The organism is uncultured Gilvimarinus sp. (genome assembly GCF_963975215.1).
Taxonomy (GTDB): Bacteria; Pseudomonadota; Gammaproteobacteria; order Pseudomonadales; family Cellvibrionaceae; genus Gilvimarinus.
In genome coordinates, this window is record NZ_CAXBFW010000011.1 from 44,549 (window position 1) to 58,626 (window position 14,078).

Consider the following 14,078-nt stretch of genomic DNA (forward strand, 5'->3'; position numbering starts at 1 on the left):
TCGATACCATGCCCTACTCACAAGCAAACGATTCCGCTCTGGAAAAAAAGGTCACCATCAATACCTTGCACGCTTTGCGCGGCCAGGAAAAATTCGTCATGGTCTCGCTGTACGATGCTCCCATGGCCGCCATGGCTCAGCAATGCGGTATCGAGGCGGTGCTAATTGGCGACTCACTGGGGATGACGGTACTGGGCTACGACAGTGTCATTCCCGTGACTATGGAGCAAATGATCTACCACATCGAGGCGGTCGCGCGCGGCAACCAAAAATCCCTGATTATTGGCGACCTGCCCTTTATGACCTACGCCAGCCCCGAACAGGCGCTGGCCAATGCCACCCGGGTTATGCAAGCCGGCGCGCACATGGTGAAAATCGAGGGCGGCCAGTGGCTGGTTGATACCGTAAAAATGCTTACCGACCGGGGCATCCCGGTGTGCGCGCACCTGGGCTTAACGCCGCAATCGGTGCATAAATTTGGCGGGTTTCGGGTGCAGGGGCGCGACGCCGATAAAGCCGAGCAAATGATCGCCGACGCCCGGGCGCTGGCCGACGCAGGTGCTGCCCTACTGGTGTTAGAGTGCGTACCGGTAGCGCTGGGCAAAGCCATTACCGAGGCCGTTAGCATCCCCACCGTAGGAATTGGCGCCGGCGCAGATACCGACGCTCAGGTGCTGGTCATTAACGACATTCTGGGCTTAACACCGCAGCCACCTAAGTTCTCCAAAAACTTTTTACTCGAAACCGGCGACATTGCCGGCGCGCTAAAAAAATACCGCGACGACGTAAAGAACGGTACCTTCCCAGAGCCCAGCCACAGCTTTAATTAAGCCCCGTGATACTCGCGCTGGATAAACGCCCGCAGCTGACGGGCTTTATCCGGCTGTGCTAACGGCCCCTCAAAAAGTTCTGCCAAATACCGGTACGCAGTCGCGACACCCGTGTCACCGCGATAGTGCTTATGAGCATTTAACAGCAACGCCGCCCGCTGCCGGGGCGTTAACTGCTTAGCCAATTGTGGCCACAGCGTTAACGTAGTGGCAAGTTTGGAGGGGCGGAATGTCGGCACGTTAGCCAGCGTGCCCAACAGCACCCGCGCCGCCTCTTGTTTATTATTTTTAGCTAATAAAAACTCCAGAAAAAAATCCGAATGGGCGCTCAGCGCGCGGCGGGCATCGGGCGAATCGAGCTGCAGTAATAACTGATGGTACTGACGCTGCACCGCCAGCTCATTCTGATACTTATTCGCCAACTCGCGCATTTGCTCGCACGCTCGCTCCAGCTCACCGTGCTGCTGCAGCACAAACACCGCCCCCAGCCCTTGAGCGCGAACGAACTCGGCCTCTGGCAGCACCGGCCGCTCGTCGGGCTCAAGCCCTATCTCGGCGCGAAACTGAAACAACGCATACCCCAGCAAGCCATAGCTAAGCAGTGAGCTGTAAGTGGTGATGCCCAAAGTCGCGGCCAGTTGCCACGGCTCGTGTAATAGCGGCACCGCAAACTGTAACGCCGCGTCTATCACTAGCCCAAGTATGATTAACAGCGCCCACAACAGCAGGTAGTAAACCCCCATACCGGCGATAACCGCACCAATCGCAAAGGGGCTGATGGCCCGTAACAGAGACTTCTCGCGTGCTAAAACCATGGTTATAGCCGGAAACGCAAACAGCATCAGCGCCAACGAGCCGTACAGAATAAACGGCTGATAACGCAGCGGGAGGTAATTGTCGGGATAATAAAAAATCAGCCCCAGCAACAATGCAGCCTGCACTACATACACCAGCACCGCCTTTAACAGCAGCTGATCGCGATCGCTTTTAATAAGGCTTAACAGACTGGGTGGCCAGCGCTTACCCTCGGCCCTTGCGGCTAGCACGGCAAAATAGTATTTAACACACACCACCTGAAACATGACGGCAAAAATTATCGCCGGCGTACCACCGCCAAGCATCAGTACGCCAAACACGGCGGTGAGTATTAATAACAAGCCATTAAGGTGGAATGGATACAACAACAGGTACGGCAGAACATGCCAAAACGGCTTGGCGAGTGATGGATCATCGGTCGCGGTTAATTCACTAAAGCATAATAAGCAGACCGGGCCACGGCGCCCCCAGAGCGGATTGTGTCCATCGGGAATACAGCGTTCACTATAATGGGCGTTGCAGTGCGAGCAAAACCACGCGGCGCGTTTTGTTTTATCAAAGTCACATCGCGCTCTAATGTCCATTATTGTATTCGTCCACTGAAGTGGGCTGGAAAGCCGCTAAAAAATGGTCGGAGCGAGAGGATTCGAACCTCCGACCCCCTCGTCCCGAACGAGGTGCGCTACCAGACTGCGCTACGCTCCGAGCTGCTGCGGCCTACCGCCCTAAAGCGGCAAATTATAACGCAACGAAAAATTCAATGTAAATCATGCCGGACACACGCACAAAAAAACCGACGCCTTGGGGGAAGCGTCGGTAAAGAAGACCATTCTAGGAGTAACATGAAGGAAAGATCCTGTCGGCAAAAGCCGAGCCGCTGGCTGAATGCGGGTTAGATTCAACCGTTGGTAACGTAAGTATTAACCAGCGCGCAAAAAATGCCAGTATCCGCGCCACGATACTTAAACCAATTGGAGATAGAGAGCTCCCGTTGCAGATGATCTGGCTATATTCATAGAGCGCTTAGTGCGCCTACATCGCCGCAATGCGGCTCTTAAGCCAAAATCGCCAAATGTCAGACCAAAAAAAGAAAGCTTTATTTTTGGTCTCACCAATACCTATTCATATAGCTTAAACCTTAAGAAGCCCTCATCAGCACTCAGATTTTTAAAACCCAAGCCAACTTAGAAAGCCTGAAACCCAACCAAAAACAATGGTTAATCCGCCAAATTCAAGATAAAGCACCTTTAACACACTTTTGTGACGGTATTGGCTTTACACAAAATAACATAACCACTATATTGCCTGACCAATTGGGCATTACCAATTGCCCATTAAAATGTCTGACCACTAAGGGAGCCAGGACGTCAGACGGATGGTTTCTCTCATAACAGGCAACACCAGAAGCACCCAAAAGCATCAGTAGTCAGTCGAGTCGTAACACAGCGGACTGTTGTAAAACAGAGGAAGTGACGACCCGTTCGAGAGTGCTTTTACCAGTCCGCCAACAACACAGGCAATGTAGCGGTTGGTTGGTAGAGGTAATACCAGTTCCAGGTTTCCAGCTGCGGCATATCCATAAAATTTAATAACAGGATTGTCCAATGAAGAACATATTTCACAAAACACTTGCCCCCTGTACTCTGGCGCTCGCCGTTGCCGGCGCGTCAGGTTCAGTTTTAGCAGCCCCTAGCGGGTTTGCGACTCTCAATGGCGGTACCACCGGCGGCGCCGGCGGTAATGTGGTGTACGCCACCAGCGGTACCGACATTCACGCCGCGCTTTGCAATCGCGCCTCTAGTGACACCCCAGTCATTATTCACGTGGAAGGCACCATCAACCACGGCAATACCAGCAAAGTCTCGGGCGATAGCTGTAACACCGCCGACGACAAAATTGAAATTAAAGATGTCAGCAATATCTCCATCATCGGCGTCGGTAGCGGTGCGCTGTTTGACGAGCTGGGTATTCACCTGCGCGGTGCCGAAAATATCATTCTGCAGAACCTTCACGTTCGCAATGTCAAAAAATCCGGCTCGCCAACCTCTAATGGCGGCGACGCTATTGGCATGGAGAGCGATGTCTATAACGTGTGGGCGGATCACCTGACCCTGGAAGCCCAGGGCGGAGAAAGCGCCGGTTACGATGCCTTGTTTGATATGAAGGCCGACACCAAGTACGTGACACTGTCCTACAGCATTTTACGTAACTCCGGCCGTGGCGGCCTGGTAGGCTCAAGCGATGGCGACACCAACAACGGCCCCGTCACCTTTCACCACAACCTGTACGAGAACATCGACTCGCGCACGCCTCTGTTGCGTGGCGCTACCGCCCACGCGTACAACAATTACTACATCGGCCTGCAAAAGTCCGGTATGAATCCGCGTATCGGTGGCGAGATTAAAGCCGAGCACAATTACTTTCAGGATTCCAAAGACCCACTGGGCACCTTTTACACCAACGATATGGGTTACTGGGATGTCAGCGGTAACATCTGGGACAATATTACCTGGACGGCGGATGACGATGACAACCACCCGGCGGGCCCCAACCCCACGTCGACCACCAGTATCAGTATTCCCTACAGCTACACGCTCGACGATGCCAGCTGTGTACCACAGATTATTCAAGGTACCGCAGGCGCGCACACAAACTTAGCCACCTCAAACGGTAGCTGCGTTATCAGCAGCAGTTCCAGTAGCTCCAGTGTGCCCAGCTCCAGCAGCTCGAGCTCTTCCGAGCAAAGCTCTTCCAGCTCAAGCAGCTCGACGGACCCGGTTGATCCCGGCACCAATTTATCCATTGGCGCCGGCTCCGACGGTTCCAGTAAAGGCTCGGGTAGCTACGGCAATGTGCGCGATGGCGACACCTCCAGCTACTGGCAGCCAAACGGCACCTCCGACGAGCGTATCTCTGTTAAATGGGACAGCGCCACCACCTTTAACACCGTGGTTATTCGCGAGCTAAACAACGCCACCAGCAGCTGGCGGTTAGTGAACGACGACACCGGCGCCCTACTCGCCTCGGGCAATGGGCTTGGTAACGAGGCGGTGATTAGCTTTGCCGATACTACCGCCACTAAAGTTAACTTACTGATCGACAGTGCCAGCAGCGCACCGCAAATTGGCGAGTTTGAAGTTTACAACGGCGCGGTGAGTAGTAGCTCGTCGTCCAGCTCAAGCGAAGCCAGCTCGTCCTCAAGCAGCTCTGTCTCTTCGACCCCGGTTGAGAACACCCTAACGCTAGAGGAAAGCAACGGCTTCTGTAATGTCGAAGGCAGCATCGACAGCAACCACGCGGGCTTTAGCGGCAGCGGCTTTGCCAACACCGAAAACGTACAAGGTGCCGGAATTGACTGGTCTGTTACGGTGCCAACCGCAGGCACGTACGAGCTTAACTGGCGCTACGCCAACGGCAGCGACAACCGCCCTGGCAGTGTACTGGTCAACGGTGCCAGCCAAACCAATGTCGACATGCCTGCCACCAGCGCCTGGAATGACTTTACCGGCACCGGCACCGTCTCGGTGTACCTCAACGCCGGCTATAACGACTTGCGCTTAGAGGCCACGGGCAGCTCAGGCCTTGCCAATATCGACAGCGTAAGCATTACCGGTAATGCGCCTCAGGCAGGCGATTGCGCAGGCGGTAATACGTCTAGCTCAAGCAGCGAAGCCAGCTCCTCAGAAGCGTCTAGTTCGTCTGAATCAAGCGCGCCTGTCGAGCCACCAGAGCTGGGCGATAACAAAGCCTCCGGCGCCGATGGCAGTAGCAAAGGTGGCGGAACCAGTTACGGCAATGTTGTCGATGGCGACAGCAGCTCTTACTGGCAGCCGGGCTCGTCCAGCAACGAGACCATTTCAGTAAAAGGTATGGCAGGCAGCTTTAACACAGTCATTGTGCGCGAGCTTAACAACGCCACCACCAGCTGGTCTCTGATCAACTACGACAACGGCGATGTACTGGCAACCGGCGGTAGCCTTGGCAGTGAAGCGGTAATCTCGGGCTTTGGTGATGTCTCGGCGAGTAAAGTTAGCCTGGAAATTCACTCGGCCAACGGCGCACCGCAAATCGCCGAGATCGAGGTCTACAACGCTAACGGCCCCGTGGAAGGCTCCAGCAGCTCATCGGAGGCTAGCTCTTCAAGCGAAGCCAGCTCATCAAGTGAAACCAGCTCTAGCAGTTCGTCGAGCTCATCGGTAACGCCACCTCCCGAGACAGACCTGTCGGACGATTGTGTCGCCATCGCCACCAATCCGAACGTCAACTGGCGCTCGACCTCGCTGCAATCCGACCAGGAAATTGTTGAGTGTTTGTCTAACTCACTCGGTCGTGCCGTAGGTTACGGCGAGAACGCTCTGGGTGGTTTTGATCCAAACGGCAACAGCAAACTGACCATCATCACTAAAAACAGTGCAACTTCAGTCGAGCAACAGCTACTGGACGCGGTTACCGGTGATGATCACAACTGGATTGTGTTTGATAAAGTCGACTTCGCTAATGAGACTGAAATTTCCATGCATCGCAACCACTGCTCTAACCCGGCGGTACTGGACGCGATTGATGGTAATGAAGCTCAGTGTAATGACTACCACCAGTGGTGTGACGACAAAGGCATTTCCGATGCGAACTGCGCGGCCGAGTTTTACAACGACCGCTTGAACGACAATGATTTGCCAATTCGCAACACCAAGATCGGCTCACACAAAACCCTCGATGGCCGCCTGTCCAATGGCTACTTCCGCTTTAACGGTTTTGCCATCGGCAGCGACATCTCGGGGCAGCCGGTACAAACCGCCGAGAGTGTGATTCTGACTCACCTGGACTTCCGCGGTGCGGGCCATACTGAAGACCACGGCCTGGACCCAGATATGATCCGCAATACCGGTGCGTCACACGACATCTGGATTCACAAAAACACCTTCGACACCACCGGTGACGCGGCGTTTGATGTGAAAGTCGGTGCCTACGACATCACCATATCGTTCAACAAACTGATCAACGTTAAGCGTGCCGCACTGCATGGCTCTAGTGATAGCCGTACCATTAACTCGCAAATCACCACCACCATGCACCACAACGCGTTTATCACCACGGACGATCAGTACAACAACTTAGGTAACACTCTGCGTCGCATACCGCTGATTCGTCGCGGCACCTCGCACATGTTTGAAAACTTCTTTATGAACTACCGCAAAGACATCTTAAGTGTACGGGTCGGCGGCACCGTTCTGTGGGAAGACAACATGGTGTTAATGAACCGCGACTTTCAGGAAAAAGATGACGTGGTGCAAGCGCTTAATGAGCGCGGAGAAGAGCTGGCACGGGATGTAGACGGCGGTAACTTCCGCTCAGAAAACACCCGCGTGTGGTTCTCGGATGCCAACTGTAATCTCGACCCATCACTGGAGTACCTGATTACCGACGCCTCTGGCAGTGTGCCCGACCTTAAGCAAAACTATTCGCAAACGTCACGGAATGCCATTAGTTATAACTACTTAGGCTCTGGGCAAGAGCTGGCCGATTACGTCAGCGCTACCGCCGGTAAAAATGGTGAGGCTCCGTTTAACTCACCGCTCGGCTACGAGCCCTGGTATGTATTGGGCTTGGGTAAGGTCGCTTGTCAGTAATCATTGCTCACTGACGGGCAGAAACTTAAACCCATCCGCCTTTGGCGGGTGGGTTTTTTATTATCGGATACTTAACAATAAGAGAAACAACTATGAATACAGTGTCGGTCATTAAGCTTTACGCCGTAAACACCGCCCGTTCAGAACCCGGCCTACCAGACAAGCTCCACCGCTGTGTTAGCTGAATGATTTTTAGCGAATAAGGATAATAATTACCATGCAACATCCACCCACACCAGCCGATGATCGGAGCTGGCCGCACGGCTCTCAACCCACGAGCGATGCGCCTCGTTTTGCGCGGGCCAGAACACACCGCTGCCCGTTACCGTCAAATCCGCCGAGGGCAAAACGTAATCAGCCCGCATGCCCCAACCCGCGGTATGATGACGACTGTAACGATTATCCGGCCGAGCCTCAGCCGCACCTGTACTAGCAGGGTTAGGGTCCGTAATGCGTGGGTGCGTCAGCAGTGCGCTAATGGCGTCTTTACGACCATCACCCTCCACCGCCGAGCTGTTTAAATCACCGGCAATGACAAAACTGGCCTGAGTATCCAGCCCGCCTTTGCGCCCCTGATCGTCGTACAAATAACCGGCCTCACCGTCGATGTAATCCAGCCACAACCGCACCTCATCATGGTTGCGCTTGCCGTTGCGATCTTCCGGGCCGTCAAACACCGGCGGTGTCGGGTGACTCGCCAGCAAATGCAGTGTGCGGCCATTTACGTTTATCGGGACATCCCAATGGCTTTTAGACGACAGCCGAAACTCAGCCCAGGCGCTAGCGGAGTAGTAGGCCGAGCCATCGGCTTTTTGCGGCACCAATGCACCGGGCATATCCTTCCATTTAAAGTACTGAAAGCTGCGCACAGCACTGTTATCGATGGGGTATCGGCTCAGCAGCAACATCCCATACTGTCCGGGATAATGACCAAAACCATAGGTATCAACAGGGGCTGTAACCGCCCCGTCGCCGTTTAAATCATACGGAAACAGCACACCGGTATTAACGGGGGCGGTGTAAAAGTACGGGTAGTTAATAACGTCGTTATCCGCCTGCGGCCGGGCCAGATAGTTAGCCTGAAACAACGCAACCGCACGCTCGGGGTCCGCGGTGTAATCAAACTCATTTAACAGGACAATGTCCGGGCGAACCTGTTGCACAATAGCCGCCACATTGGCGATCTGAGCATTCTCCCCCGAGGTCAACTCACGCATCAATAGGGTCGCCGAGTCAAGTGTAGGCGAGCTCCCCGGAGGCAAATAGTTAGTCGCCTCCATACTCACGTTGAAGGTCGCCACCCTAACGGGTTGGGACGCTTGGTGCTCGCGTTCGGCGCAGCCGCTAATCGCCATACTCAATAACACTCCCCACAGTACTCTTATTAGCCGATACTCTTGCACGTAGCCCCACCTTGACCGCATTCGATCACAAAAAGCGTGAGCCTACCCAAACATTGTGACCGATCTGTGACCTGTCACCCCTTTGTCTTTATTTTGTCACAGCGCGGTCACAGAAGTTTCGCATATTTTCGCTAGAGTCCTCGGGCCAATGTAAAAACAACTCTAATAATCTCCCACCGCAGGATAACAACCAACTCTCGTATGGCGCTCAACCGCCATAGCGGGCGGGAGCATGCACTCATAAAAAACGGGGGCATGAAACGCATTGAACAATCGACCATGGAGCAACCTAACGGGAATAAATGCCATGAACAAAACGTTAACACGGAACACCTTAGTATTATCGATAGCGGCGGTTATGGGGACCGCGCTACCGGCCATTGCACAAGAAACCAGCTCGGCCATTCAGGGCCAGGTAACAGACACCAGCGGCCAGCCACTGGATAATGCCACCATCACTATTACTCACACCCCGTCCAACAGCCAAAGCGACATAACCACGACCGACGCCGGTCGTTTTAATGCCCGCGGTTTGCGTGTTGGTGGCCCTTACACGGTAAAAGTGGTTTCGGATGAAGGCAGCCGCACTATTCAAGACGTGTACCTGTCGCTGGGCGATGCTTACCAACTTGAGATTGTAGTGGGCGAAATGGCCACCGAAGAAGTACTGGTGGTGGGTAACTTGCAAGAGCAAAACTTTGCCGCCGTAGGGCCCAACACCACGTTTAGCCTGCACGATCTAGAAACGGCCCCGGCCATCAACCGCGACTTAAAAGACGTGGTACGCCTGGACCCACGCATCTACATCGATGAAGCCTTTAATGACTCGATTCAGTGTGCCGGCGCCAACCCACGCTTTAACAGCCTGACCGTAGACGGCGTTCGCATGAACGACAACTTTGGCTTAAACAGCAACGGTTACCCCACCGAGCGCATGCCGTTCTCGTACGATGCCATCAATCAGGTTGCCGTAGAGCTGGCTCCTTTTGATGTGCAATACGGCGGCTTTAGCGCCTGTAACATTAATGCGGTTACCAAGTCGGGCGATAACGAATTTCACGGCTCGGTATTTTACGATTACACCGACGACTCAATGGGCGGCGACTCGCTTGAGGGTGACAGCATTGATATCGCCCCATTTGACGAGCAGCGCTATGGCCTAAGCCTGGGCGGCCCGATCATTCAGGACAAACTGTTCTTTTTTGCCGCTTATGAAAAACTCGAAGGCGTAGACACCTTTGATCGCGGCACCGCCGACGCCAACGTTGCCACCCCGGTAGAGGGCGTATCCGCCGCGCAAATCGCCGAAATCGAGCGCATTGCCAATGACGTCTACGGCTACAACCCAGGCACTTTTCCCTCCAGCCTACCGGTAGAAGACGAAAAATTACTGGTAAAGCTTGACTGGAACATCACCAACTCGCAGCGCGCCTCGTTTACCTACAACTACAACGATGGCTACTCAATTGCACAGTCCGATGGCGATTCTAACGAACTGGAGTTTTCCAATCACTACTACGAGCGCGGCGCCGAGCTAACCTCCTACGTTGGTCAATTATTCTCCGACTGGACCGACGCGTTCTCAACCGAAATTAAAATCGGTTATCAAGAATTGGACAACCGTCAGCTATCGCTGGCCGGCACCGACTTTGGTGAAGTACAAATCACCACCATGAACGATCACGACAACGACGGCAACCTGTCAGAAGCGACTGTTTACATGGGCGCCGATGACTCGCGTCATGCCAACAAGTTGTCTTACGAGTCGCTTAACTTAAAGCTTGCCGGTAGCTACCGCTTAGATCATCAAACGTTTACCTTCGGTTACGAGCGTGAAACCTTTGACGTGTTCAACATGTTCGTTCAGGAGTCGGAAGGCGAATACCGCTTCTCCTCCATCGAAGACTTTGAGGCCGGCACCCCGAGCGTTATTATCTACGAAAACGCGGCCGGCACTAACGTCAAAGCCGACGCCGCGGCCGAGTTTGAGTACGCTATTAACACCCTGTACCTACAAGACGAAATCTTTCTCGACGGTGGCGACCTGAAAGTGGTAGCCGGCCTGCGTTACGACTACTACGAAAGTGACGACACCCCCACTCAAAACTACGACATCCTGGGTTCTTACCTCATTGATACCCGCCAAAACCTGGATGGTCTTGACCTGATACAGCCGCGTTTAGGCTTTAACTGGGATTTGACCGATCAGTTTGAAATTCACGGTGGTGTGGGCTTGTACTCGGGCGGTAACCCCAACGTATGGATCTCTAATAACTATTCTAACGATGGCGTAACGCAAATCGAGGTGCAAGATGACTCAGGCGACTCAATTCTCAATATGCCCTTTACCGGCGAAGGCCGCCCGATCTACGATATCCCGCAAGGTCTGTACGATCAGGTGGCAAACAAACAAGGCGCTAACGGCGGTGTTAATTTACAGGATCCGGACTTTGAGCTTCCCTCCGTCTGGAAGTACGCTTTTGGTACCAGCTACGAGTTCTCGGGCAACTTAGTCCTGTCGGGTGACATTCTTTACAGCCAATACGAAAATTCCGCCTTTATCTCGGACATCTCTCGCGTGCAGACCGGTACCGCGCTTGACGGTCGTCCTATTTACGGCAGCGTCGATGGTCGCAGTCAGGACTTTATGTTGACCAACGTTGACGACGGAGGCGAAGCACTGACCATTTCCGTGGGCGCCAGTAAGTATTTTGACTTTGGTTTAGAGCTGGCCGCCGGTTACGCCTACAGCGACGCTGAAGACGTTAACCCTATGACCAGCTCGGTCGCCTTCTCTAACTATACCAACTTAGCCACCAGCGATCCGGAAAACCCCGGGCCGGCCACCTCTAACTATAATATCCCCCATCGCTTTACCACCAAAGTCGCCTACGAGCACGCCTTCTTTGGTGATTACGATACCCGCATCACCCTGTTTGGCTCTGCCAACGAGGGTCGGCCTTACAGCTACACGTTTAGTGACGGTTTTATGTTCGGTGATTCCACCGGGTTTATCGCACGTCACTTGCTGTATGTCCCCACCGGCACTGATGATCCAAACGTGGTATTCGATCCAGGCTTTGACAGCGACGCCTTTTTTGAATTTGCCGATAGCGAAGGCCTTGATCGCGGTCAAGTGATGGAGCGCAACGAGCTAAACAGCGACTGGTGGATTAAGTTTGACCTGAAAGTCGAGCAAGAGCTGCCTGGCATTATGGAAGAGCACCGCTCGTCGATTTATATGGTTGTCGAGAACCTGGGTAACCTGATCAACGACGACTGGGGTGTGCAGTACGAAACCAGCTTCCCTCGTTCGCAAGCGGCCGTTAACGCTTCAATGGACGATCAGGGCCGCTACGTGTTTGAAGAGTTTCGTGACCCAGCTGGCCCAACCCGCGTGGGTGGTGCCTCTTTGTGGGAGCTGCGCGTAGGTTTCCGCTACGACTTCTAAGCACAAGCGTCAATGCACCATTTTAGGTGTTTAACACAAAAAAGGCCGGATCATTGATCCGGCCTTTTTTTCGCGTTATAAGCTATCAAGGTACTGACGATGCTCGGTGGAAAACTCAAAATTATTAAACTTATCCCAGTTAATCGACCAGGTCATCACTCCGCGTAAATCGCTCCACCCAGTACCCGTGTGGGGCTGATAGGTGCCGCAACCTTGCAGTTTGATGAGACAATTGAGCGCCGAGTGCACGTCACTCACCGAGGTAAACCCGCCACCGGCATTGTTATTGGCCGGCAGACCCAGTAGCACCTGATCTTCGCGTAAGGGCGGAAAGAAGTCATTGGTGCCGGCAATGGTAAACCCGGTCAACAGCATATCGATCATGGCCACGTGAAAGTCAGCCACACCCATCGTGTGATACTGATCATCCAACCCCGTAATCGGGCCGGAGTTATAATTTTGCACTTGCAGCCAATCCAACTGGTCACGCATGGCATAGATTACCGGCAAGTACGCCCCTGCCCGTGTATCACAACCGGCACAGGTGCCACCGTAAAAGCTATAACCTAACTGTACAAAGAAAGTCTCTGGTGCCATGGTTAGCATAAAATCACTACCGTAGTGAGCGGTCAAATCTTGCAGCGCACCAATCAGGTTAGTCACTACTGGCGTGGTCGGGTTACGGAAATCATCATCGCCACTTTGCAGATAAAGCGAGTGCCCTTCAAAGTCCACATCCAGCCCATCAAAGCCGTACTCATCAATAATACTAATCATTGAGTTAACAAAATTAGTGCGCGCCGAGGCGCTTTCTAGCTGCACCTGGCCATTGGCGCCACCAATACTAATAATGACTTTTTTACCGGCGGCTTGTTTAGCCGCGACCCCGGCCCTAAACGCTTGCTCATCAAACGCCGGGTCAAGTACAAAGCCAATCTCCCCCGGTGCATTACCGGTAGGCTCGGCAAACGAGACATTGATCGCATCAAAGGCGTCCGATACATCGGCAATGGGAATCACCCCGGAGCCGTTATCAAAGTTGTGCCAGTAACCGGAAATAATACGGTCGCTATTGCCCGCCGAACTGCTGGATGAGCTACTGGATGACGAGCTATTGGAGGAGCTAGAACTGCTTGAGGATGAACCAACATCACAGCTACCCGCCAACTGCCACGCATCCTGCCAATGAGCACCGGTGCCGGGCGCATAGGCCCACGCGGCATCAGATGAACACCAACCGGCTATTGTACAGCGGTATTCATTGCCCGCATTTTGCACTAACTGATTGACACTGTAGGTGGTGCCGGCCACGTACTGGGGCGAAGCGCAATCACCCGAGGCGGAACTGGACGAGCTGCTCACACTGGATGAACTGCTTGAACTTACCGAACTTAAGCTACTGGAGCTTGAGCTGCTTGAACTCGTCGAGCTTGAGCTGCCATCACACGCGCCCTGAGACGCCCACACATCCCACTGCCCGGAGTGGGTTAACGGATCGTCACCTTGCGTCCACCACTTTGCTTTAAACAAAGTCGCATCGCGCACCGCTGTTACATCGGCGGTATAAACAGAGCCAGCACTCCAGCTGGTCACATTGCTGCAATCGGCCGCGTGGGTTTGGGCCGGCAACAAAAAGGCGCTAAGCGCCGTGCCAACGAGCGTCCACTCCCGCAATCGAATAACCGCGGATAGATTTCTTTTAATATGAGCTGTTTTTTTAGTGTGTATAAACTGCATAGGTCATGCTCCAAAAAACGTTAATGGATGCATGTAAGTAATATCTATCAGGCTGCAGAGAATCTCTGCTGTCCCGTCCTTGGATTATTATTAAAATAACGTAAGCGACTCACATACTACGGGCATGGCCGCCATTTTATAAATATGATTAAGAAGTGCTCGCGCCGTTTTTATATAAAATGAACTTATAAGTGCTCAACCCTATGGGGTGTCA

At 53.4% G+C, this 14,078-nt stretch carries 6 protein-coding genes and 1 tRNA gene; 3 read left to right on the top strand and 4 right to left on the bottom strand.

Features of this window, described 5'->3' with window-relative positions:
- Positions 1-8 precede the first annotated feature (8 nt).
- Complete coding sequence (gene panB / locus AAC019_RS09405; protein ID WP_339898521.1) at positions 9-830, top strand: 3-methyl-2-oxobutanoate hydroxymethyltransferase; 822 nt, start codon at positions 9-11, stop codon at positions 828-830.
- Here the strand turns inward: panB and AAC019_RS09410 are convergent.
- Both AAC019_RS09410 and AAC019_RS09415 read right to left on the bottom strand, forming a co-directional pair.
- Positions 827-2,230, bottom strand: a complete 1,404-nt coding sequence (locus AAC019_RS09410) for a hypothetical protein (protein WP_339898522.1) — start codon at positions 2,228-2,230, stop codon at positions 827-829. The genes panB and AAC019_RS09410 overlap by 4 nt on opposite strands.
- Positions 2,231-2,274: 44 nt before the next feature.
- Positions 2,275-2,351 (bottom strand) — tRNA-Pro (locus AAC019_RS09415).
- Positions 2,352-3,250: 899 nt separating this feature from the next.
- Here AAC019_RS09415 and AAC019_RS09420 point away from each other — a divergent pair.
- Entirely contained in the window at positions 3,251-7,273 is a 4,023-nt protein-coding gene (locus AAC019_RS09420) for a CBM35 domain-containing protein (RefSeq protein ID WP_339898523.1), read from the top strand.
- A 212-nt stretch (positions 7,274-7,485) separates the two neighbouring features.
- On the opposite strand, the gene AAC019_RS09425 is transcribed toward AAC019_RS09420, so the two are convergent.
- Positions 7,486-8,676, bottom strand: a complete 1,191-nt coding sequence (locus tag AAC019_RS09425) for an endonuclease/exonuclease/phosphatase family protein (RefSeq protein ID WP_339898524.1) — start codon at positions 8,674-8,676, stop codon at positions 7,486-7,488.
- Positions 8,677-8,983: 307 nt separating this feature from the next.
- Between AAC019_RS09425 and AAC019_RS09430 the strand changes: the two genes are divergently transcribed.
- A complete protein-coding gene (locus AAC019_RS09430; RefSeq protein ID WP_339898525.1) occupies positions 8,984-12,127 on the top strand; it encodes a carboxypeptidase regulatory-like domain-containing protein in 3,144 nt (1,047 codons plus the stop codon).
- A gap of 75 nt (positions 12,128-12,202) precedes the next feature.
- Here the strand turns inward: AAC019_RS09430 and AAC019_RS09435 are convergent, their stop codons facing one another.
- Positions 12,203-13,864 carry a glycosyl hydrolase family 18 protein gene (locus AAC019_RS09435; protein ID WP_339898527.1) on the bottom strand — a complete coding sequence of 554 codons (1,662 nt, stop codon included), beginning with the start codon at positions 13,862-13,864 and terminating at the stop codon, positions 12,203-12,205.
- Positions 13,865-14,078: the final 214 nt, after the last annotated feature.